The organism is Fodinicurvata halophila, from assembly GCF_042651425.1.
GTDB lineage: Bacteria > Pseudomonadota > Alphaproteobacteria > Kiloniellales > DSM-21159 > Fodinicurvata > Fodinicurvata halophila.
The window spans coordinates 85,741-107,051 of record NZ_JBHSCW010000010.1; the positions used below are offsets into that span (position 1 = coordinate 85,741).

Annotated in this window: 18 protein-coding genes and 1 tRNA gene; 9 read left to right on the forward strand and 10 right to left on the reverse strand. The window is 65.9% G+C overall.

What is annotated here, in order from left to right; genetic code table 11:
- Positions 1 to 8: 8 nt before the first annotated feature.
- Both ACFOW6_RS15540 and ACFOW6_RS15545 read right to left on the reverse strand, forming a co-directional pair.
- A complete protein-coding gene (locus ACFOW6_RS15540) occupies positions 9 to 797 on the reverse strand; it encodes a tRNA1(Val) (adenine(37)-N6)-methyltransferase (RefSeq protein WP_382423342.1) in 789 nt (262 codons plus the stop codon).
- An 8-nt stretch (positions 798 to 805) separates the two neighbouring features.
- On the reverse strand, positions 806 to 1,048 hold the full coding sequence (locus tag ACFOW6_RS15545; protein WP_382423343.1) for a putative signal transducing protein: 243 nt from the start codon (positions 1,046 to 1,048) through the stop codon (positions 806 to 808).
- 173 nt (positions 1,049 to 1,221) lie between these two features.
- On the opposite strand from ACFOW6_RS15545, the gene ACFOW6_RS15550 reads away from it, so the two are divergent.
- On the forward strand, positions 1,222 to 2,247 hold the full coding sequence (locus ACFOW6_RS15550) for a polyprenyl synthetase family protein (protein ID WP_382423344.1): 1,026 nt from the start codon (positions 1,222 to 1,224) through the stop codon (positions 2,245 to 2,247).
- Positions 2,248 to 2,320: 73 nt separating this feature from the next.
- Here the strand turns inward: ACFOW6_RS15550 and ACFOW6_RS15555 are convergent.
- From ACFOW6_RS15555 to ACFOW6_RS15590, 8 genes are all read right to left on the reverse strand, one after another.
- Positions 2,321 to 2,397, reverse strand: a tRNA-Pro gene (locus ACFOW6_RS15555).
- Between the two features lie 294 nt (positions 2,398 to 2,691).
- Positions 2,692 to 3,456, reverse strand: coding sequence for a DUF6969 family protein (locus ACFOW6_RS15560; protein ID WP_382423345.1), 765 nt, complete (start codon positions 3,454 to 3,456; stop codon positions 2,692 to 2,694).
- 71 nt (positions 3,457 to 3,527) lie between these two features.
- Positions 3,528 to 3,956 carry a universal stress protein gene (locus tag ACFOW6_RS15565; RefSeq protein ID WP_382423346.1) on the reverse strand — a complete coding sequence of 143 codons (429 nt, stop codon included), beginning with the start codon at positions 3,954 to 3,956 and terminating at the stop codon, positions 3,528 to 3,530.
- A 50-nt stretch (positions 3,957 to 4,006) separates the two neighbouring features.
- On the reverse strand, positions 4,007 to 6,805 hold the full coding sequence (locus tag ACFOW6_RS15570; protein WP_382423347.1) for a TRAP transporter permease: 2,799 nt from the start codon (positions 6,803 to 6,805) through the stop codon (positions 4,007 to 4,009).
- A gap of 121 nt (positions 6,806 to 6,926) precedes the next feature.
- Positions 6,927 to 7,913, reverse strand: coding sequence for a TAXI family TRAP transporter solute-binding subunit (locus ACFOW6_RS15575; RefSeq protein ID WP_382423348.1), 987 nt, complete (start codon positions 7,911 to 7,913; stop codon positions 6,927 to 6,929).
- A gap of 416 nt (positions 7,914 to 8,329) precedes the next feature.
- On the reverse strand, positions 8,330 to 9,175 hold the full coding sequence (locus ACFOW6_RS15580) for a BKACE family enzyme (protein ID WP_382423349.1): 846 nt from the start codon (positions 9,173 to 9,175) through the stop codon (positions 8,330 to 8,332).
- Positions 9,172 to 10,512: an aspartate aminotransferase family protein gene (locus ACFOW6_RS15585; RefSeq protein ID WP_382423350.1), complete on the reverse strand. Its 1,341-nt coding sequence runs from the start codon at positions 10,510 to 10,512 to the stop codon at positions 9,172 to 9,174. Before ACFOW6_RS15585 ends, ACFOW6_RS15580 begins: the two co-directional genes overlap by 4 nt.
- A gap of 67 nt (positions 10,513 to 10,579) precedes the next feature.
- Complete coding sequence (locus tag ACFOW6_RS15590; RefSeq protein ID WP_382423351.1) at positions 10,580 to 11,653, reverse strand: response regulator; 1,074 nt, start codon at positions 11,651 to 11,653, stop codon at positions 10,580 to 10,582.
- Between the two features lie 165 nt (positions 11,654 to 11,818).
- Here ACFOW6_RS15590 and ACFOW6_RS15595 point away from each other — a divergent pair, with 165 nt between their 5' ends.
- The 8 genes from ACFOW6_RS15595 (at position 11,819) to ACFOW6_RS15630 (ending at position 21,222) form a co-directional block, all read left to right on the forward strand.
- The gene (locus ACFOW6_RS15595; RefSeq protein ID WP_382423352.1) at positions 11,819 to 12,820 is read left to right on the forward strand and encodes a hypothetical protein; all 1,002 of its coding nucleotides are present in this window, start codon (positions 11,819 to 11,821) and stop codon (positions 12,818 to 12,820) included.
- Between the two features lie 168 nt (positions 12,821 to 12,988).
- The gene (locus ACFOW6_RS15600; RefSeq protein ID WP_382423353.1) at positions 12,989 to 13,552 is read left to right on the forward strand and encodes a molybdopterin-dependent oxidoreductase; all 564 of its coding nucleotides are present in this window, start codon (positions 12,989 to 12,991) and stop codon (positions 13,550 to 13,552) included.
- Positions 13,549 to 14,874 (forward strand): sensor histidine kinase, encoded by a 1,326-nt coding sequence (locus ACFOW6_RS15605; RefSeq protein ID WP_382423354.1) that lies wholly within the window; start codon positions 13,549 to 13,551, stop codon positions 14,872 to 14,874. Before ACFOW6_RS15600 ends, ACFOW6_RS15605 begins: the two co-directional genes overlap by 4 nt.
- Positions 14,875 to 15,055: 181 nt before the next feature.
- Positions 15,056 to 15,256: a 50S ribosomal protein L35 gene (rpmI, locus tag ACFOW6_RS15610; protein ID WP_382423355.1), complete on the forward strand. Its 201-nt coding sequence runs from the start codon at positions 15,056 to 15,058 to the stop codon at positions 15,254 to 15,256.
- Between the two features lie 15 nt (positions 15,257 to 15,271).
- On the forward strand, positions 15,272 to 15,640 hold the full coding sequence (gene rplT / locus ACFOW6_RS15615) for a 50S ribosomal protein L20 (RefSeq protein ID WP_382423356.1): 369 nt from the start codon (positions 15,272 to 15,274) through the stop codon (positions 15,638 to 15,640).
- Positions 15,641 to 15,786: 146 nt separating this feature from the next.
- The gene (gene pheS, locus ACFOW6_RS15620) at positions 15,787 to 16,860 is read left to right on the forward strand and encodes a phenylalanine--tRNA ligase subunit alpha (protein ID WP_382423457.1); all 1,074 of its coding nucleotides are present in this window, start codon (positions 15,787 to 15,789) and stop codon (positions 16,858 to 16,860) included.
- 12 nt (positions 16,861 to 16,872) lie between these two features.
- Positions 16,873 to 19,290 carry a phenylalanine--tRNA ligase subunit beta gene (gene pheT / locus ACFOW6_RS15625; protein WP_382423357.1) on the forward strand — a complete coding sequence of 806 codons (2,418 nt, stop codon included), beginning with the start codon at positions 16,873 to 16,875 and terminating at the stop codon, positions 19,288 to 19,290.
- A gap of 165 nt (positions 19,291 to 19,455) precedes the next feature.
- Positions 19,456 to 21,222, forward strand: coding sequence for a GAF domain-containing sensor histidine kinase (locus ACFOW6_RS15630; RefSeq protein WP_382423358.1), 1,767 nt, complete (start codon positions 19,456 to 19,458; stop codon positions 21,220 to 21,222).
- Positions 21,223 to 21,311 lie beyond the last annotated feature (89 nt).

Sequence of the window (21,311 nt, forward strand, 5' to 3'; positions counted from 1 at the left end):
GAGGTCCTTCAATCCAGTGTCACTGCACCGGCATGGCGCAGGATGGCTTCGGCATCCGCAGTGAAATGCTGCTCCGGCCCGTGAAGTTCAAGACCGGGGAGCAGGCGGGTCGGGGCGCGGCTGCCGGGACGCGCACGCAGCAGAACGCGCCGTGCCGGTCGGCCCCGGCCTGGCCAGAGGGGGTGGATGGTGATGTCGCCGCAGCGTTCGCGCAGCCCGGAGAGCAGGTCATGCAGGCGGTCGGCACGGTGGATCAGAGTGAGGTATCCGCCGGGGCGCAGGCAGTAGAAAGCGGCATTCAGCCAGTCCCAGAGATCGCCGTCTTCCTCCTGGTGTGCCCGGGCCTTGCCGGCATGTGGCGAGGCCGACGAGGTGCCCGCGGCCTGATAGGGCGGATTGGTCATGACCAGATCGAACCTGGCGTGCTGTTCGATATCCCGGCAAAGGCCATCGCGACAGACCACCCGGAAGCGATCGCTGCAGTCGTTGAGCGCGGCATTCTGCCGGGCCAGTTCGACCATGTCGGGCTGGATATCCCAGCCGGTTATCCGGCATTCCGGGACGCGGGCCAACAGGCAGAGAGCCGCCGCGCCGACACCGCAGCCCAGGTCCAGCACCTCCGACCCGCTGACGGCGGGCGTGGCGGCGGCCAGGAAGACGGGATCGATCGCCACGCGATAGCCCGCAAGGGGCTGCTGCAGCCGAACCCGTCCGTCCAGCAGGCCGCTTTCTCCTGTCTCGATCTCGGTTCGTGTCTCGGGATCCAACTCGGGGCCGTGAAGAACGTCGCCTGTCATCGTGGGCTCTACAGGTCGGTGGTCCCGTCCGACGCAGGTGGCGGTGGTTCCGCATCCGCTTCTGCAAGCAGGGCGCAGGCCCGCTCGTAGTCCTCGTCAATGACCATCAGTCGGCGCGTGATGGCCACCACCGAGCCCTCCAGCACCGAGGCATGGTTGTCGAAGGTCACAGCTTCGATCCCGGCATCGGCCAGCAAGGCCTGAACCCAGGACAGGCGCACAAGGTCATTGGTCCTTAACAGTTCGCGCACGCGCTTCCTCCTGCGTAACCGTGTCCGGGGCACGCGACATGACAGCTGGAAACCGCCGGTTCCGCTTGACCGAGGCCTGTTGCTGCCTATTGTGCGGAGCCGTAAGCTTCTCTGCCCGGATCTCGGCTACGATGCGCGATCCGGAACGGCAGTGCAACCACGGGAGACAGCGAATGGCCGATGCGGCCGATGCGAAGCAGACCCGGCAGGACAGCGGCAAGGCGGGACTGGACTCCTTGTTGGCGCTGCTGGGCGACGACATGAAGCGCGTCAACGAGATCATCCTGGAGAAGATGCAGTCACCGGTCAGCCTGATCCCCCAGCTGGCCGGCCATATCGTTGGCGCCGGCGGCAAGCGCCTGCGCCCCCTGCTGGTCCTGGCCTCCGCCCGTCTCTGCGGGGCCGAGGGCGAGCGCCAGATGTCGCTGGCGGCCTGCGTCGAGTTCATCCATACGGCCACCTTGCTGCACGACGACGTGGTGGACGAAAGTGACCTGCGGCGCGGCCAGGCCACCGCCAAGGCGCTCTGGGGCAACCAGGCCAGCGTGCTGGTGGGCGATTTCCTGTTCAGCCGCTCGTTCCAGCTGATGGTGTCCGACGGTTCACTGAAGGTTCTCAAGCTGCTCTCGGACACGGCGGCCACCCTGGCCCAGGGCGAAGTGCACCAGCTTATGACCGCCAACGACACCGAAACGGACGAGACGGCCTACCTGGAGGTGGTGCGTGCCAAGACGGCTTCGCTTTTTGCCGCCTCCTGCCAGGTCGGGGCCCAGGTTGCCGAGCGACCGGAGGCGGAGGAAGAGGCCCTGCGTCGGTTTGGCGAATCACTGGGCATGGCCTTCCAACTGGTGGACGACATTCTGGACTATACGGCGGAGGAAGACCCGAAGCTGGGCAAGTCGGTCGGCGACGATTTCCGCGAGGGCAAGATCACCCTGCCGGTGATCCTGGCGTTCCAGCGCGGCGAGGAGGCGGAGAAGACCTTCTGGCGCCGTTGCCTGGAGGACCAGGACCTGCGCGACGGGGATCTGGAGCACGCTCTGGGCCTGCTGGCCCTCCACAATGCCCTGGAGGACGCCAAGACGCGGGCCTTCGCCTATGCCGAGGATGCCCGGGCCGCGCTGGCGGTCTTCCCCGAGGGCGAGATCAGGAGCGCCCTGCTGGAAAGCGTCGATTTCTGCGTGGAACGGCTTTACTGAGGCAGGGTGTCGGCCAACTTCCGGAAACAAAAAAAGCCTGTCGGATGCGACAGGCTTTTCGTCCTGGATTTTCTGGTCGGGGAGAGAGGATTTGAACCTCCGGCCCCCACGTCCCGAACGTGGTGCTCTACCAGGCTGAGCTACTCCCCGGATGCGCGCGGGTTATAGCCTTTCGCCGCGCGCGATGCAATGGACAACCTGCACAGCGACTGACCTCCGCTTACGGTGAATAGCGAATGTAGGGAAGGTGCGCCTTTGCAGACTGGATTGGGCCCAGGGAAAAGCCGGTACCAGCATCCTTCGAGACGCTGCCTTCGGCAGCCCTCAGGATGAGAACCTTTTTTGTTCAATAACTTGACTTCATTTGGGATTCTTTGCCGAAGGCAAAGCCTCGAAGCATCTCGCCTCAGCCTTTCGCCCCAGGGGAAATGCCCATACTCCTGTTCATGTGAGGGCTTTTCCGTCCTGGAACGAGTCGATAGCCGCCATCTGCTGCTCGATGTCGATGTCGAGCCAGGAGGTGATCTCCAGCCGGCGGTCGTCCAGGACGTTCTCGGAGGGATGGCTGCTTTGCCAGCGGGCGAGCTGACGGTCGCGCTCGCGCACCAGGGCGCAGATCTGCGGCCGGAAGAGGCGCAGCATGGCGGTGATCCAGCGGTTGGTGGGCCAGGAGGGGCGTGCATGGCCGATGGCGAAGCGGTCCAGCATGCGGTTGACCTCGTGGGCGCGATAGAGGGTTTCTCCCGTCACCCAGCGGTTCACGGTGAACAGGGCACGGGCCCTGCCGTGACGGTCCATGGAGATGGCGATCAGGTGGCAGGGACCGTCCTGCCCGGCCTCCAGCAGGTGTCCGGGTGCCGCCGGCGCCGGCCGGATCCCGCGCGGCATGCCCTCCGGCCCCAGAAAGGTGTGGAAATGGCCATGCTCCTGGGCCGGCCGCCGATCCGGCGCGTGGGCGTGGTAGTAGTACCGGGCGTGGGTTTCCTTGTCCTCGACGCCGCCGGAGGGATAAGCCTCCCATTCATAGAAGGGACCCTGGTTGCGCAGGATCTCGGAGATCACGTTGTCGCCGGTGCGCGCGAGCACCGCCTCCACCGTGCGGATCTCCTCGCCGGCTTCGGCCAGGTCGGCAAGCTCCTGCAGCGACAGGGCCTGGAGCTCCGTCTCTGCGGCGGCGGGGGCGTGGTCCTGCGAGCGCGGCGACTTCATGTCCGAAGTGATACCCTGCCCGAGGGGATTTGACGAGGGGCCGTGAACCGGCGGGGAAAACGCAGAGGGATTCAGTCGCGCACCACCAGGACCGAGCAGTCGGCATGGCGAACCACGCGGGCGGCGTTGGGGCCCAGCAGGTAGTCCTCGAGGCCCGGCCGATGGGCGGCCATGACGATCAGGTCACAGCCCGTTTCCTGCGCATAATGCAGGATCTCCCTGTAGATCGTGCCCCGGGCAAGGATGTGCTGCACCTTGATGCCCGCGGGAACATGCTCCTGCACGAAGCTGTGCAGGGCCTGGTTGCCTTTCTCCAGCGCTTCGCTCTCGAAGCCTTCGGGGAAGTAGCTGCCGACCATGCTGAGGCCGAAGTCGGGGAGCACGCTGATCACGTGCAGGGTCGCGCCGAAGGTCTGCGCGTACGCGACCGCTGTTTCCAGGGCCTTCTTGTGGGTGTCGGGATCATCCAGATCCACGGCAATCAGTATGTCACGATACATGATGGTCACTTCCGCTCATGACGGGCAGTCCCTCCTCGCTGTTCCCGGTTTCAGGCTTCGGCGTGTGCCGTCGGCCGTTCCTCGGCAGGGCGCCGGCGTCGCTGCAGCAGCCAGATCCCGCCCACCAGCAACAGAGCCGGGACCAGCATGATCTCGCCCGGTGGGCGATCGGGATTGGGCAGCTGGACCGAGGTGACGGTGAAGCCGAAACCGATGTTGAAGTCGCTGGCCTCGCTGCCCTGGGTCACGCGATCGATGCGCACCTGGTCGCCGGCCGTGGAGACATGGAGCCCGGTGTTCGTGGACAGCCGTTCCCCCGGTGTTTCCATAGGCTGGCCCAGGTTCAGCATGATGGTCTTGGTGACTTCGTCGCCCATGTCGTTGAGGCCCTCGACCTCCATGCGCAGGTAGCTGTTGGGCGGCGCCTCTTCGACGATCTCCATGAGCTCTGTCGGAGGTTGCGGCAGGTAGGCCTCGGTGAACTGGTCGAGGAACAGCCCGGGGCGGAAGATCATCAGCGCGGCCAGCAGCAGGAGCGCGCTTTCCCAGATACGGCTCCTGGTGACGAAAAAGCCCTGGGTCGCCGCGGCGAAGATCAGCATGGCGATCTGGGCCGTCACGGCCACCACGACCACATGGGTGATGCTGTCGACCCCGATCAGCAGCAGCTGGGTGTTGAAGATGAAGATGAAGGGCAGGATCACCGTGCGCAGGCTGTAGTAGAAGGCCTGGAAGCCCGTCTTGATCGGATCGCCCCGCGATATCGCGGCGGCCGCGAAGGAGGCCAGTCCCACCGGTGGCGTGACGTCGGCCATGATGCCGAAGTAGAAGACGAAGAGGTGGACGGCGATCAGGGGCACGACCAGCCCGTTCTGAGGGCCCAGCTCGACGATGACCGGCGCCATGATGGTGGCGACGACGATATAGTTGGCCGTGGTCGGCAGCCCCATGCCGAGGACGAGGCAAAGGACAGCGGTGAGGATCAGCATGACCATCAGGTTGCCGCCGGAAACCGTCTCGACGACCCCGGCCAGGACCTGGCTCAAGCCCGTCTGGGCCACCACGCCGACGATGATGCCGGCGGTGGCCGTGGCGACGGCAATGCCGACCATGTTGCGGGCGCCGGCAACGAAGCCGGCGGCAAGATCCTCGACGCCCGCCCAGGCGGCCCGTCCGACGCTGCCGGCCTGGCGGTAGACAGCCAGGATCGGGCGCTGCGTCAGCAGGATGAAGATCATGAAGGCCACGGCATAGAAGGCCGAGAGTCCCGGCGAGAGCCGCTCGATCATCAGGCACCAGATCAGGATCACCACCGGCAGCAGGAAATAGAGGCCGGATTTGACCGTGGGCCCTGCCTCGGGAAGCTGAAGAATCGGTGAATTGGGGTCGTCCAGGTGCAGTTCGGGCACTCGCGAGGCCTGCCAGAGCAGCGCCAGGTAGGCGGCAAGAACCAGCAGCAGGATGACGATCAGCGAGGCCTCGCCCGCCACGACCTTGATCCAGCCGATGCCGTAGTAGACCAGTCCGGAGAGGATGATCAGGCTGGTGACCGTGATGCCCACTCTGACCAAAGTGCCCATCAACGTGGTCGGCTTGCGCTTGGGTAGGCCCTGCAGGCCCATCTTTAGGGCCTCGAGATGGACGATGTAGAGCAGCGCCACGTAGGTGATGACGGCCGGCAGGAAGGCGTGCTTGATGATCTGGATATAGGGGATGCCCACGTACTCGATCATCAGGAAGGCGGCCGCGCCCATGACCGGCGGCATGATCTGGCCGTTCACGGAACTGGAGACCTCGATCGCGCCGGCCTGCTCGGGCTTGTAGCCGACCCTCTTCATCAGCGGGATGGTGAAGGTGCCCGTGGTCACCGTGTTGGCGATGGAGGAGCCGGAAATGATGCCCGTCATGCCCGAGGAGACCACCGCCGCCTTGGCCGGTCCACCGCGCATGTGCCCAAGGAAGGCGAAGGCAACCTGGATGAAGTAGTTGCCGGCCCCGGCCTTGTCGAGCATCGAGCCGAACAGCACGAAAAGGAACACGAAGCTGGTGGAGACCCCCAGGGCGATGCCGAACACGCCCTCCTGCGTCAGCCACTGCTGGGAGGCCATACGGCTGAAGGAGGCACCGCCGTGGGCGATCATGTCCGGCATGTAGGGCCCGGCGAAGGCATAGATCAGAAAGACCACTGCAATGCTCGTCAGCGCCGGCCCCAGAGAGCGGCGCGAGGCTTCGAGCAGCAGGACCATGCCGATGCCGGAGACCACGAGGTCCGAGAGGATCGGTGCGCCCGGGCGCTGGGTCAGCTGCTCGTAGAAGACGAAGAGATAGAGGACACTGGCGACCGCCAGCAGGGCCAAGACCCAGTCCAGCAGGGGAATGCGACTGAGCGGCGCCGGGCGGAAGGAGCCCAGGCAGACAAGCAGCGCGGTCAGGCCGGTCGCGCCGAATATGACTGCGCGCTGGCCGTCGCCGCCAAGGAATTCCATAGCCGCGTACACCAGCGTGACAAGGCCGCCGAGGCCGAAGAGGCTGCTGTAGATCGGATAGCCCCGGGCGCTGCTGAGCATGCCCGGAAAGGACAGGAAGGCCAGGAAAATGGCGAAGGCCAGGTGGATGGAGCGGGCCTGTGTGGAATTGAAGATGCCGAACCCGAGGATGAAGGGCAGGGGCGAGGCGATCCAGACCTGGAAGGCCGACCAGAGAAAGGCCACCGTGAGGATGAGGCGCTTCGGAAGGCCTTCGGGCACGCGGGCGCCGGTTTCAACCTGGGCGACCAGATCCTGTGCCGAGTCCTGGGAATTTGCCGTATTCCGGGAAGTCTGCGTCTCGCCCGTCTCGCTGTTCGTCATGCCGCGCCCCGAATGTCTTCACCCCTTGACCTGCCCGCTCGTGGCGCACTGCGGCAAGGGAACGAATGAGAAACGGAAAAGAACCGGGGGCGCACTGGCGCCCCCGGTTCCAGGCCAAAGCTTACTCTTCGAGGAGGCCTTCTTCCTCGTAGTACTTCTTGGCACCGGGATGCAGCGGTGCGGAGTTGCCGTCGTTGGCCATGGCATCTGCCTCCAGGACCTCGAAGGCCGGATGCAGGCCCTTGAAGGTGTCCAGGTTGTCGAAGACAGCCTTGGTCACCTGGTACACGGCGTCTTCCTTCACATCAGTGGAGGTAACCAGCGTCGCACCGACGCCGAATGTGTTCACGTCTTCCTCGTTGTTGTACATGCCGGCCGGGATGGTGGCATTGAAGTAGTAGGGATATTCCTCGACCACCTGGTCGATGATCTCACCTTCAACCGGCACGATGACGGCGTCACAGGTGGCAATCGGCTCTTCGATGGAGCCGCTGGGGTGGCCGACAGAGAAGACGAAGGCGTCGTAGTTGTTGTCGCAAAGCGCCTGCGCCTGTTCACGGGACGGCAGCTCCGAGGTCTGCTCGAAGTCGTCCTGGGTCCAGCCGTATTCGTCCATCAGGAGGTCCATGATGTTGCGCTGGCCGGAACCGGGGTTGCCGATGTTGACGCGCTTGCCCTTCAGGTCCTCGAAGCTCTCGATGCCGGAATCGGGGCGTGCCACCAGGGTGAAGGGCTCCGGATGCAGCGAGAAGACGGAGCGCAGGTCCTCGTTGGCGCCGTCGTCTTCCATGGCGCCCTCGCCATGATAGGCGAAGTACTGCACGTCGGACTGGGCCACGCCGAAGTCGAGCTCGCCTTCGCGGATGGCGTTCACATTGAATACCGATCCGCCGGTGCTCTCCGCCGAACAGCGGATGCCGTGCTCGGAGCGGCCCTGGTTCACCAGGCGGCAGATCGCACCGCCGGCCGGATAATAGACGCCGGTGACGCCGCCCGTGCCGATGGTAATGAAGCGCTGGTCCTGGGCCTGGGCGTCCGGAGTTGCCAGGCTTCCATATGCGCCGGCCGCAAGCGCGGCAACGGCAGCGGTAAGTGCGAGTTTTTTCATTCTCGGTATCCTTCTTTACTGCTTGATCCTTGTGCGGCGAGCCCCGGTGTGCAGGGCCGGCCTCACACGAAGGGGCGCCGGAAAGCCGGCCGAACTCCCTTCAGGCGGCGCCGGCCGATCATCCGGACATGCAGACTCGAATCTGTTGCCCGAGGCCGGTTCGCAGCTGCGGTTTGCCACCTATGGTCATGAGTTCTGTCGGCGTTTCCCAAGGCTCACCCGTTCACTGTCGTTGTGCGGCGGCATCTTCCGTGCCGCCTTTCAGGGTAAAATTAAACACCTTTTTCCGCCTGGCGCCACCCCCAAGATACAGCAAATGTGCCGATACCGGAGGACACGCAGGGCTCCTTGAGACGGTGCAATCTTAAGGCGAGGTTGTAAACAGGTGGTTCATATCGAAGGAAAAAATGAGTCGATCAGGCCCGATGCAGTGCGGCCAGCAACTCCCTGGCTGTGGCGGCGTCGGCCAAGGGGCGGCCCATGCTCTTTGCCGCGGCGGCTGCGGCGCGGACCAGGGCGGCGTTGTCCGGTGCCGTCCCGCCGCTGGGCAGGTGCAGGTTGTTCTCGAAGCCGATTCGTGCGTGTCCGCCCAGGGCCGTGGCGGCAGCAGCGCAGGCACATTCGCGGGGCCCGAAGGCACAGACGGCCCAGCTATGCGCCTTGCTGTTGGCCTCGAGGAAGGGCAGCAGCTCCTTGGGGTGCGAGGTCATGTCCTGGCTGTAGCGGCCCAGGACAAAGAGCACGAAATGGCGACGGGACGGAATGATGCCGCGCTCGGTCAGGTCGTTGAAGCGCAGCAGGTCCTCGGCGTCGTAGAGGATGAACTGGGGCGAGATGTTGGCCTCGTCCAGCCAGGCCATGAAGCGGCCGGCCTCCTCCTCCGCCTCGGCATCGGGCACCAGTTCGCGCACCGCCAGGCTGACGGCCTCGGGTTCCACGGCGCGCACGCAGTCCATCTGCTGGTGGCGGTCATAGAGGCCGACAGCCTCGGTGGTGATCTGGATGATCAGGTCCTGGCCGACGGCCTCGCGGACAGCCGCGATGGCCTCGCGGTAGCGACCGGCATCCAGGCTATGGCGTTCCGCATCGTCGCGCACATGCAGGTGCAGCAGGCTGGCGCCTGCCTTGTGGCAATCCCGTGCCGTCACGGCCAGCTCTTCGGGCGTGATCGGAACACGGCGGTGATCGGCCTTCGTCTTGCGCGCGCCGTTTGGGGCCACCGCCAGGATCAGTGGATCCCAGTCCTCCGCTGTTGTGGTCATGAAGCCACTCCGATCTCATGCAGGGCCCCCTGAACGGCCCCCTCGAGCCGGTCGAGAATCTCCTGGACCTGCTGCTCGCCGATGATGAAGGGCGGGGCCAGCAGGACATGGTCGCCGGCCTGGCCGTCGACCGTGCCGCCGTTGGGATAGCACATGAGGCCATGATCCATGGCCTGGGCCTTGATGCGGGCGAAGAGCCTGTGGGACGGGTCGAAGGGCTGCTTCGTGGCGCGGTCCTCGACCAGCTCCACGCCGATGAACAGGCCGCGGCCACGGATGTCGCCCACATGCGGATGATTGCCGAAGCGCTCCTCCAGGCCCTGGCGCAGGAGCGCGCCCTGGTGGCGGACGCGGTCCAGCAGGCCCTCGCGCTCGATGGTGCGCTGAACCTCCAGGGCGCCAGCGCAGGCCGTGGCATGGCCGATGTAGGTGAAGCCGTGCTGGAAGGCGCCGCTGCCGCCGACGATGGTGTCGTGGATCGCACCCGACAGCAGGCAGGCGCCGACGGGCTGGTAACCGGCGCCCAGTCCCTTGGCGCAGGTCAGGATGTCCGGGGCAATGCCGTCCTCCTCGCAGGCGAAGAGATGGCCGGTGCGGCCCATGCCGCTCATGATTTCGTCGAGGATCAGCAGCACGCCGTGCCGGTCGCAGACCTCGCGGATGTGCTTGAGATAGCCGGGCACCGGCTCCACCGCGCCCAGGGTCGCGCCGACCACCGTCTCGGCGACGAAGCCGATGACGGTCTCGGGGCCCAATTCGCGGATTTTCGCGTCCAGCTCGTCGGCCAGGCGCTGGGCATAGGCCGCCTCGCTCTCCGCGGCCGGTTTCTCGCGATAGGCAAAGCAGGGCGAGACATGGTTGGCCGGCAGCAGGATGGGCTCGTAGACCGCGCGCCGGCCCGGATTGCCGCCGATGGACAGCGCCCCCAGCGTGTTGCCGTGATAACTCTGCCGCCGGGCGATGAAGTGGCGGCGCTGCGGTTCCCCCTTCTCGTAGAAGTACTGGCGGGCCAGCTTCATGGCGGTCTCGTTGGCCTCCGAGCCGCCGGAGACGAAGTAGACTTTGCTGAGATCGCCCGGGGCGCGGGCCACCAGGTGCTCGCCCAACTCCTCGGAGGGCCGGTTGGCGAAGAAGCCGGTGTGCGCGTAGGGCAGCTGGTCCAGCTGGGCCTTGATGGCCTCGACCACGGCCTTGTGGCTGTGGCCCAGGCAGGAGACGGCTGCGCCACCCGAAGCGTCGAGATAGCGCTTGCCGTTGCTGTCGATGACATAGGGTCCGTCCCCGCCGACGGCGACGGGCAGGGACTGGCGGGGTTGGCGGTGCAGGATGGCAGTCATGCGCGAAGCTTAGGCGCGCGGATTGACACCATCAAGCGCAACGTCCGCGAAACCCGGCTGCCGCGGTTCAGAGCGGTGCGATGCTGGCCAGGCCGGTCAGGACCAGGGCCACCAGATCGGCCTGGCGGTTGGTGCCGGTCTTGTCGAAGAGGTTGCGCAGGTGAAAGGCGACCGTCGTCTGGGACACGCCAAGATCTTCGGCGATCTGCTCGGTCCGCCGCCCCTGGGCTAGCGCGCGGGCGACTTCGCTCTCGGTCGGGGTCAGGTCAAACAGCTCTGCAAGGACGGAACTCGGCACTTCGGTTCGGCGTTCGGGATCGGAGAGGAAGACGACCACCAGAGGCTCGTCTGCCGCGCCCTCTGTCGCCCCGGGCAAGGCGCAGGATATCAGGAGGAGGTCGCGCCGACCCGAAGGGCGCGGTATGGAGAGGCTGGCGATGTGCTCCTGGCTCTCCCGCGCGAGCGCGCAGCTTTCGGCCAGCAGCGTGCGCAACTCGCGGCTCAGGGCTGCCGAGTCCGTGCGCAATTCGCGGTCGATCGCCAGCCCGTCCCGGGCCTGATGCATGGCTGTTGCCGCGCGGTTGGCGGAGACGACCCCGTCCTGCCCGATCAGCACGACGCCGAACGACAGCATGTCCAGGACACGGTGCAATCCGGAGCGCTCGCCGGTTCGAGAGTCGGCCAGGGCCTCGCGGAGCTGGTCCAGCTCGCGGCTGGCCAGGGCGTTCATGCGCTGCACCTGTGACAGGCGCGACTCGATGCTGGCCAGCATCAGGTCGTAGTCCACCGGCTTGACCAGATAGTCGTCCGCGCCCGCACGCTTGCCGTTGATGACCTCCTCGCGCTGGCTCAGCGCCGTCAGGAAGACGAAGGGGACATCGGCTAGCGCGGGCCACCTGTTTCGCACGGCCTCGAGCAGTTCGTAGCCGTCGAGGTTCGGCATGGAGATGTCGCACAGGATAAGGTCCGGGCGCAGGGTCTCCAGAAGCGTCAGGGCTTGCAGGCCGTCACTTGCCCCAACCGCATTGTAGCCGGCCCCGGAGAGTTCCTCGACGATGTCCTGTCGCAGGTAGGTTTCGTCCTCGATGCAGAGGATCGTTGCGCCCGTCCTGCCTGCTGCCGTCTGCGAATGCTGTTCCACGACCTGTCCCGCCCTTTGAAAAACCCTATCCGATGTTTCGCACAGAATGGGCCTCCACTTCCATCATGGACGCGGCAGGCACGTCCCCCCTTCAAACGGACGGGGACGCGCGTCGCCGGTCGCGATAACCTGCTGTGGTCCGGATTCGCTGGGGAGAAGAAAGCAATGTGGGATTTTTCGGTGGCCCGTGCGTTCCGCCTCATGGGACAGACGCTGCCCTTTCTCTTGCTGCGTGTCGCCGTCTACTTCGGCGTTGCCGTGGCTTATGTCCTGATGACGGGCGTCGGTGCCGGGGTCGGCTGGGGAATCGGCGGCTTCGGCGATGCCGGGTTCCAGGCCGGCGCGACCTTCTGGGGCGGCATCATCGGTTTCGGCATTGTCGGGGTCGTGATGTATTTCCTGCGGGAATACATCCTCTATATCGTCAAGGCCGGCCACATCGCCGTGCTGGTGAAGCTGCTCGACGGCGAGACCATGCCGGAAGGCCGCTCGCAGATCGCTTATGCGCGCGAGGAGGTCGAGACGCGATTCTTCCAGGCGAGCGTCCTGTTCGGCGTCGACCAGCTGGTCAAGGGAGTCCTGCGCGCCATCACCGGACTGGTGCGGGGGATGGTGACCATCCTGCCGATCCCCGGGGCACAGCAACTCGTGAGCGTGCTCCGGGCGTTCCTGCGCATTGCGGTGGGCTTCATCGACGAGGTGATCCTGGCCTATGCCTTTCGCACCGGCTCGACCAATGCCTGGGGCTCGGCGCGAACCGGGCTGGTGCTCTATGCCCAGAACTACCGGCCCATGCTCAAGAACGCCGCCTGGCTGGCCCTGATCGTCTATGGCCTGTCCTTTCTCATCTTCCTGTTGATGCTCGCGCCGGCCGCGCTTGCCGTCTACCTGATCCCCGGCGCCTGGTCGGCGGGCGGCATCGTCTTCGCGTTGCTCTTCGCGTGGAGCGTCAAGGCAGCCGTGCTGGAGCCCTTTGCCATCACCTGCATGATGGAGGTCTATTTCCGCACGATCGAGGGGCAGGAACCCGATGCCGCCTGGGAAGCCAAGCTGGAGCAGCTGTCCGGCAAGTTCGGCAAGCTGAAGGAAAAGGCGCGTGCCTATGGGGCCTCGACGGGCAATGTCGGGGATGACGGCGTGGCGAGCGCGAACCCGGGAACCTCGTAAAGCCGGCGGCACCTTTGCCACTGTAGCCTTTCCGACACGTTGATCCGGCGCCGACGGCCGGCATAGATGGACAGCCTGCCGGGATTCTGCTGTTCTAAGGCAGGATCATCGGGATTGGGGGGCGCTATGTCGTCTGGCCGCAACGACATCGCAAGCTTGATTTGTTTCATGCTCTCGCAACTCTTTCCGTGGGGCTGCGGCAGCTGTGCGCGGAAATTGCGTCGAACTCCCGGCGCCCTCGTCCTGCTGCTGGCGCTTGGCCTGTATGGACCGCCGGCCGTTGCGGAGGATGCCAGGTTGGTTGCCCCCGAGGGAGAGGTGCTGCTGACGATCACCGGCAACATCGAGGCGACGAACGACGGGGATACGGCGCTGTTCGACAGGGCCATGCTGCGGGCCCTGCCCGAGCGGACGCTCGAGACGGGCACGGTCGTCACCGACGGCGTCAATCGCTTTGAGGGGGTCCTGATGCGCGATCTTCTCGAACGGGTGGGGGCCGAGGGCGAGGTCGTGACGGCGCGCGCGCTGAACGACTATGTGATCGACATTCCCATGGCGGATTTCCAGAACTTCGACGTGCTTGTCGCGACCCGCATGGACGGTGAGCGCCTGTCGCCGCGCGACAAGGGACCCCTGTGGATCGTCTATCCGCGAGACGACCACGGCGAACTTCAGGATATCCGCTACGATTATCGCTGGGTCTGGCAGCTCCTCCAGCTCGACGTCAAATGACACGCCGGGGCGATACCATAGCCTATGCAGTGTCCGGTATCGCCATACTGGCCTTTGTCGTCCTGCTGGCCTTCGCTCTTGCGCGCCTGATCGAAACGGAAAACGAGATGCGGCGCAACGAAGGCGACAACATGCTCTGGGCCATTTCCCAGGCCCAGACGGCCGTGCTCATGCTCGATACGGCCCTGGCGCGTCACGCAAGCGGTCTCGGGGAACCGGGCGACATCGAACGGCGGTACAACGTCCTGCTGAGCCGCCTGACCCTGCTTTCGGAAGGCCCCCAGGCCCGCTACATGGATGCTCTCGGCCATGCGCAGCCCTTGGCCGATCACAGGCGCAAGGTCGAAGGTCTGGAAGACGGTATTCTGGCGCCGGCGCGCAATGAGGCCGAGGAAGCCGGCGCGATTCACGCTGTGCTGGCCGGTCTAGCCTCCGATCTCGGGCGCGCGGCCAACCAGTCCATGGTCACGCACTGGGAACGGACCGGCGCCCGGCTCGACCGACAGCGCGCGGCCATCATCCAGGTCATCATCTCGATCCTGGCCATCATCGCGCTGGGTGCCTTCCTCTGCCTCACGCTGCTGCGGGCCATGGCCCAGAAGCAGCGTATCCAGCGCAGCCTGACGCAGGAGCAGGAAGTGCGCGAGGCCTATCGCAGTTTCGTCGCCCTGGTGTCGCACCAGTTCCGCACGCCGCTTGCGGTCATCGATTCCTCCATGCAGCGTCTCTTGAGACAGGGGGGCGTCCTTTCCGGCGACGACCTGCAGGAGCGGGCGCGGCGGGTTCGCGACGAGGTGCAGGGACTGACGCGTCTGGTGGACACGACGCTCGACACCGTCCGCCTGGATGGCGGCAGCATCCAGACCAATCCGCGGGCGTGCGATGTCAGGACACTGGCTGAACGCGTGATTGCCAGCCAGACGGAAGCAACGCCGGGGCGCCGCATCACCCTGTCGATCGGCGAGGAGGTGCCGCCCCGGCTCTGGACGGACCCCCTGCTGGCGGAGCAGGTTCTCGCCAACCTGCTGTCCAATGCGGTCAAGTATTCCCCCGACAACGAGACGGTGTTCCTGCGTGTGCGGGCGGAAAGCAACCGTATCCTCTTCGCAGTGGAAGATCGCGGGGTCGGCATACCGGAGGAGGAGCAGGGCAGGCTGTTCAGCCGGTTCTTCCGCGCCACCTCGGCCAAGGGCACGCGCGGTGCCGGCATCGGACTGAGCGTCTGCCTTCAGCTGGCACAGACCCTTGGCGGTCACCTTGCCTTCGAAAGTCGCAGCGGACTCGGATCGACCTTCACCCTGGCCTTGCCCGTATCGGAATAGCCCGGACCCGCCCGGCATCCTCGAGGGAATGCGAACCGGTGGCCGGCACAGAAGGTGCTCTTGCAAGCCGGGCTGTCCACCGTTATAACCCGCCTCTCAAACGTACGGCGGTGCGGCCAACAGGCATGCCCAGCCGCCGATATTCCGCTGTGTTCAACAGCCTTCGATACCAGAGGACAAAATGCCGAAACTGAAGACCAAGAGCAGCGCCAAGAAGCGCTTCAAGCTGACCGCGTCCGGAAAGGTGCGTGTCGGCTCCGCCTACCTGAGTCACAACATGCGCAAGCGCCCGCAGAAGATGAAGCGCAACGCCCGCGGCACCAAGCTGCTGACCAGCAGCGATGCCCGCATCGTCAAGCGCTATTTCCTGCCCAACGACTGACGGGAGAGCCAAGCCATGTCACGTATCAAGCGCGGAACCACCGCACACGCCCGTCACAAGAAGGTGCTCAAACAGGCCAAGGGATACCGCGGCCGCACCAAGAACGTCTATCGTGTCGCCGTCCAGCAGGTCGAGAAGTCCCTGCAGTACGCCTATCGCGACCGTCGCGTTCGCAAGCGCAATTTCCGCTCGCTGTGGATCCAGCGCATTAACGCCGGCGCCCGCGAGCACGGCCTGAGCTATTCGCAGTTCATGAACGGCATGCGAAAGGCTGGGATCGAACTGGATCGCAAGGTGCTGGCGGACATCGCCGTGCGCGAGCCGGAGGCCTTCAAGTCGCTGGCTGAACAGGCGCAGAGCGCGCTCAGCCAGTCCAAGGCCTGAGGGTCCGAGAGACCGGTTCTGTCCCGTCCGGGCGGCTGCGGCCCCGCAAGGCTGCCCGGCATCGGCCTTTCCCTGTCACCGCTCTTGCGGGGCATCTTTCCGCGTGTGAGAGCCCCAACTGACCGATGACCGCGACGGACGTGCCGATGCAAGACCTGGAACACCTCAAGCAGCAACTGCTGGACGAAGCCGCCAAGGCAACCGACCTGGACAGCCTGGAAGCCCTGCGTGTGCGCGCGCTGGGCAAGAAGGGCGAGATCACCCAGCGCATGAAGACCCTTGGACAGCTTTCGCCCGACGAACGCCGCGAGGCGGGGCAGGCGCTGAACCAGGTGAAGGATGCCCTGGCCGAGGCCATCGAGGCCCGCCGCGAGGAGCTGGAGGCCGTGGCCCTGGACGCCCGCCTGGAGGCCGAGCGCATCGACGTCTCGCTGCCCGTGCGCCCGGAACGCAGCGGGCATATCCATCCCATAAGCCGGACCATCGACGAGCTGATCGCCATCTTCGGCGAGATGGGCTTCTCGGTTGCCGAGGGGCCGCACATCGAGGATGCCTTCCACAACTTCTCGGCGCTGAACATTCCGGAGTGGCATCCGGCGCGCCAGGACATGGACACCTTCTACCTGAAGGCCGAGTCCGAGCAGGCGGAACGTCCGGTGCTGCGCACCCACACCTCGCCGGTGCAGATCCGGCACATGCTCTCGGGCAAGCCGCCGGTGCGCATCATCGCACCGGGCCGCACCTTCCGCGCCGACCATGACGCCACGCACAGCCCCATGTTCCACCAGGTCGAGGGCCTGGTGGTGGACGAGACCACCCACATGGGGCACCTGAAGGGCACGCTGATCGAGTTCTGCCGTGCCTTCTTCGGCGTCGAGGACCTGCCGGTGCGCTTCCGGCCCAGCTATTTTCCCTTCACGGAACCCTCGGCCGAGGTGGACATCGGCTGCTCGCACGAAGGCGGCCAGCTGGTCATCGGGCCGGGCAAGGACTGGCTGGAGATCCTGGGCTGCGGCATGGTGCATCCCAAGGTCCTGGAGAACTGCGGCATCGATTCCACGCGCTATCAGGGTTTCGCCTTCGGCATGGGGATCGAGCGCATCGCCATGCTGAAGTACGGCATCCCCGACCTGCGCACCTTCTACGAGTCCGACCTGCGCTGGCTGCGGCACTACGGCTTCCTGCCGCTGGAGGTGCCCTCCATGGTGCGCGGGCTGTAAGGGGCAAGAGGCATGAAATTCACCTTCAACTGGCTCAAGGATCACCTGGAGACCACCGCCGGCCTGGACGAGATCGTCGAACGCCTGTCCATGCTGGGCCTGGAGGTCGAGGACGTGGAGGACCGCGGCAAGCAGCTGGCGCCCTTCACCGTGGCCCATGTCATCGAGGCCGCGCCGCATCCCGATGCCGACCGCCTGAAGGTCTGCCGGGTGGCGACGGCGGAGGGCGAGGCGCAGGTGGTCTGTGGCGCGCCCAACGCCCACACCGGGATGTACGGGGTATTCGCCGCGCCTGGAAGCTACATTCCCGGCACCGACCTGGACCTGAAGGCCGGGGTCATCCGCGGCGTCGAATCCCAGGGCATGCTGGTCTCGGAACGCGAGCTGGGCCTGTCCGATGCGCACGAGGGGATCATCGAGCTGAGGCCCGAGGACTATGGTGGAAAACTGGAGGTCGGCCAGGCCTTCGCGCCGCTGGCGGGGCTCGACGACGCGGTGATCGAGATTGGCATCACGCCCAATCGCGGCGACTGCCTGGGCGTGCGCGGCATCGCCCGCGACCTGGCGGCGGCCGGGCTGGGCCGCCTGAAGCCACTGAAGGCCGAACCGGTGCAGGGCAGCTTCGAGAGCCCGCGCACCTGGCGGCGCGACCTGCCGGCCGACGACCAGGGCGCCTGTCCCTATGTGGCCGGGCGCAGCTTCCGCGGCGTCAGGAACGGCCCGTCGCCCCAGTGGCTGCAGGACCGCCTGCGCGCCATCGGCCTGCGTCCGATCTCGGCGCTGGTGGACATCACCAACTACGTCACCTTCGACCTGGGCCGTCCGCTGCACGTCTTCGATGCGGCGAAGCTGACGGGCGACCCCACCATGCGCCTGGCGCGCAAGGGTGAAAGCCTGGAGGCGCTGGACGAGACCACCTACGCGCTGGACGAGGACACCCTGGTGATCGCCGACGACAGCGGTCCGCAGGCCATCGGCGGCGTCATGGGCGGCGAGGACACGGGCTGCCAGGAAGAGACCACGGAGGTCTTCCTGGAGGTGGCGCTGTTCGATCCGATCCGCATCGCCTTCACGGGGCGCCGTCTGGGCATCCATTCCGATGCGCGCTATCGCTTCGAGCGCGGCGTCGATCCGGAGAGCGCCCGCTGGGGGGTCGAGGTCGCCACGCGCATGATCCTGGATCTCTGCGGCGGCGAGGCCAGCGAGCCGGTGGCCGCCGGCACCCTGCCCGAGGCGCAGCCGGTCGTGGAGCTGCGCGCCAGCCGAGTGGCCGGCCTGGGCGGCGTGGAGATCGCCGCGGCGGAGCAGAAGAGCCTGCTGGAGAAGCTGGGCTTCGAGGTGGAGATGAAGGGTGAGACCCTCGCCTGTCGCGTCCCCACCTGGCGCCCGGACATCGAGGGCGAGGCCTGCCTGGTGGAGGAAGTGCTGCGCCTGCGCGGCTACGAGGCCCTGCCGCTGACCCCGCCCAAGCGCGAGGAGAGCCTGCCGCGCGAGGTGCTGACGGTGAAGCAGAAGCGCTTCTCGGCGGTGCGCCAAGCGCTGGCCTGGCGCGGCCTGGAGGAGGCCGTCACCTTCTCGTTCCTCGCCGAACGCCAGGCGCGACTGTTCGGCTGGGACGCCGAGGCCCTGCGCGTGGACAATCCGATTTCCAGCGATCTGGACGTCATGCGTCCCTCCATCCTGCCGACCCTGCTGGACGCGGCCTCGCGCAACGCGGCGCGCGGGCATTCCGACACGGCCTTCTTCGAGATCGGGCCGCAGTATGCCGGAACCGCGCCCGAGGATCAGGCCGATCTGGCCGCCGCCCTGCGCAGCGGTCGCGCCGTACCGCGCCACTGGCTGGCCGAGAGTCGCGCGGTGGATGCCTTCGATGCCAAGGCCGACGCGCTCAAGGCGCTGGAGGCGGCCGGTGCGCCGGTGGACAGCCTGCAGGTCACGGCCGATGCGCCGTCCTGGTACCATCCGGGCCGCTCCGGGCAGCTGCGTCTGGGGCCCAAGGTGCTGGCCAGCTTCGGCGAACTGCATCCGCGGGTGCTCAAGGCCTTCGACCTGAAGGGCGTGGCCGCGGCCTGCGAGGTCTATGTGGAACGCATTCCCGAACCCAAGGCCAGGGCGAACAGGGCGCGCGCCGCCCTGGAGCTGTCGGCCTACCAGCCGGTGGAGCGGGACTTCGCCTTCGTGATGGATGCCGACGTGCCCGCCGAGAAGGCCGTGCGCGCGGCCAAGGGCGCGGACAAGACGCTGATCACGGCCGTCGATGTCTTCGACGTCTACAGCGGCAAGGGCGTGCCCGAGGGCCAGAAATCACTGGCCCTTTGCGTGACCCTGCAGCCGCGGGACAAGACCCTGACCGACGAGGATCTGGAGGAGATCAGCGGCCGGATCATCGGCCAGGTGGAAAAGGCCACCGGCGGCAGCCTGCGCGGGTAAAGCCTGCGCTATAAAGGGGTAATAGCGGGAAGTTCTATACCCGGTATTCAAGGAAACTTAGCAAGGTTTTGATTTTTCTGTAGAATGTCTGCTATACAGATTCGGTGCCGGGAATGGGCGCTCGATGGCTGTTCCTGACCAGGCCAACAGCAACAGGTAGGGCTTATGCAGGCACCGGAAATTCCGGCCGAGGAAAGGGAACGCCAGGAAGCGCTTGAGCGCTACGGTGTCCTCGACGCCGAGCCCATTGCCGAACTGGATATCCTGACGCGCCTGGTCGGGCGGCATTTCTCGACCCGTTTCTGCATGCTGAGCCTGACCGATCGCGATCGCCAGGTCTTCAAGTCGCGGTACGGCCTGGAAGTGGACGAGATTCCACGCAACTTCGGCTTGTGCGGTCATGCCATCCTGAGCGATGAGGTCCTTTGCGTGCCCGATACCAGGCAGGATGCGCGTTTTGCCGACAACCCCCTGGTCAGCGGCGAGCCCAACCTGCGCTTCTATGCCGGTGCGCCGCTCACGGTGCAGGAAGGTTATCGCCTGGGCACCCTATGCATCGCCGATACCGAACCGCATAAAGACTTCGACGAGCACGACAGTCAGGCGCTCGTGGATTTCGCCGTGCTGGCCATGGATATCCTGGAACGCGAGCGTGTCGAGCGCCAGCATCGCCTGCAGAACCAGGCGCTGGTCCAGCTCGTCTCCTCCCGCCCATTGGCCGAGGGCGACGTGGAGGAGGTGGCGCGCCAGGTGTGCGAACGCCTGACCGAGATCCTGATGGTCAAGCGCGCCAGTGTGTGGGTGTTCGGCGAGACCCAGATGGAGCCGATGCACGTCCGTGATGTGAGGAACATGGGGTCCTCCGGACAATCGCCCCTCTTCTTCACGGACCTGCCCGACTACCTGCCGGCCGTCATGGAGCGCCGCGGCATCATCGTCTCGGACGTGAACAACCATCCGGCCCTGCTCACGCAGCTGAACAACTACCTCAGTCAGCATGATATCAGAGCGTTGATCGACTCTCCCATCCGCGTGGCCGGCGAGGTGGTCGGCGTGGTGAGCGCCGAGCATGTCGGCGCTCGGCGCAACTGGGCGGAAGAGGAAACGGCCTTCGTCGCCTCTCTGGCCGACACGGTCTCCCTGGCCCTGGAAGCCCGCGAACGCAGCCGGGCCTATGCCCAGAGCCTGCAGGCGCGCGACCAGGCGGAAGCGGCCAATCGTGCCAAGGAGAACTTCCTGGCCGCCATGAGCCACGAACTGCGCACGCCGCTCAACGGCATCATCGGCTTCAGCGAGGTCATGGAGCAGGAACTCTTCGGGCCGCTGGGCAACGAGAAGTACCGCAGTTATGTCCAGGATATCTCCCAGAGCGGACGGCACTTGAAGCATATCATCGGTGACATCCTCGAGATCGTGAAGCTGCAGCGCAAGGAAGTCGCCCTGGAGGAGGTCGAACTGGATCCGCATGCCCTGCTGGAGGACTGCCTGAACCTGACACAGCAAGGCGCGTCGCGGCCGGACATCGAGATCGTGCGCGGCTACGAGCTGCAGGGGTTCCAGCTGCGGGGCGATATGGAACGCCTGCGTCAGGTTTTCCTCAACATCCTCTCCAATGCCTTCAAGTACAGCTATCGCAACAGCCAGCTGTCGATCCGCAGCTGGCAGCAGGATGCCTGTGCCCATTTCGCCATCCAGGACCAGGGCGTGGGCATTCCCGCCGAGGACCTGTACCGCATCCGCGAGCCTTTCGAGCGGGTGCGCTCGGCCATGGCTTCCGATGGCGGCGGGCTGGGCCTGGGTCTGTCCACGGCGATCGAGTATATGCGCGCCCACGGCGGCGAGCTGGAGATCGCGAGCGAACCGCGCAGCGGCACCTGCGTGACGCTCTGTTTCCCGCAGTCCAGGACGCTGGAGACATCCGGGCCCGGCTGACCCGACAGGCCTTGCAGTACAGGCGGTCGCTTTCCAGATGTGGTTCCTGAATGATCTTTTCCGAACGGTCGATCACACGAGAGAAAGGA

Excerpts from the sequence above, each read along its gene's own strand:
- ACFOW6_RS15630 (WP_382423358.1), top strand. The coding sequence starts at position 19,456 with ATGCAGGCACCGGAAATTCCGGCCGAGGAAAGGGAACGCCAGGAAGCG.
- ACFOW6_RS15540 (WP_382423342.1), bottom strand. The coding sequence starts at position 797 with ATGACAGGCGACGTTCTTCACGGCCCCGAGTTGGATCCCGAGACACGA.
- ACFOW6_RS15600 (WP_382423353.1), top strand. The coding sequence starts at position 12,989 with ATGCTCTCGCAACTCTTTCCGTGGGGCTGCGGCAGCTGTGCGCGGAAA.
- rplT (WP_382423356.1), top strand. The coding sequence starts at position 15,272 with ATGTCACGTATCAAGCGCGGAACCACCGCACACGCCCGTCACAAGAAG.
- ACFOW6_RS15585 (WP_382423350.1), bottom strand. The coding sequence starts at position 10,512 with ATGACTGCCATCCTGCACCGCCAACCCCGCCAGTCCCTGCCCGTCGCC.
- ACFOW6_RS15550 (WP_382423344.1), top strand. The coding sequence starts at position 1,222 with ATGGCCGATGCGGCCGATGCGAAGCAGACCCGGCAGGACAGCGGCAAG.
- ACFOW6_RS15605 (WP_382423354.1), top strand. The coding sequence starts at position 13,549 with ATGACACGCCGGGGCGATACCATAGCCTATGCAGTGTCCGGTATCGCC.
- ACFOW6_RS15565 (WP_382423346.1), bottom strand. The coding sequence starts at position 3,956 with ATGTATCGTGACATACTGATTGCCGTGGATCTGGATGATCCCGACACC.
- ACFOW6_RS15580 (WP_382423349.1), bottom strand. The coding sequence starts at position 9,175 with ATGACCACAACAGCGGAGGACTGGGATCCACTGATCCTGGCGGTGGCC.
- ACFOW6_RS15575 (WP_382423348.1), bottom strand. The coding sequence starts at position 7,913 with ATGAAAAAACTCGCACTTACCGCTGCCGTTGCCGCGCTTGCGGCCGGC.
- pheS (WP_382423457.1), top strand. The coding sequence starts at position 15,787 with ATGCAAGACCTGGAACACCTCAAGCAGCAACTGCTGGACGAAGCCGCC.
- pheT (WP_382423357.1), top strand. The coding sequence starts at position 16,873 with ATGAAATTCACCTTCAACTGGCTCAAGGATCACCTGGAGACCACCGCC.
- ACFOW6_RS15570 (WP_382423347.1), bottom strand. The coding sequence starts at position 6,805 with ATGACGAACAGCGAGACGGGCGAGACGCAGACTTCCCGGAATACGGCA.
- rpmI (WP_382423355.1), top strand. The coding sequence starts at position 15,056 with ATGCCGAAACTGAAGACCAAGAGCAGCGCCAAGAAGCGCTTCAAGCTG.
- ACFOW6_RS15560 (WP_382423345.1), bottom strand. The coding sequence starts at position 3,456 with ATGAAGTCGCCGCGCTCGCAGGACCACGCCCCCGCCGCCGCAGAGACG.
- ACFOW6_RS15595 (WP_382423352.1), top strand. The coding sequence starts at position 11,819 with ATGTGGGATTTTTCGGTGGCCCGTGCGTTCCGCCTCATGGGACAGACG.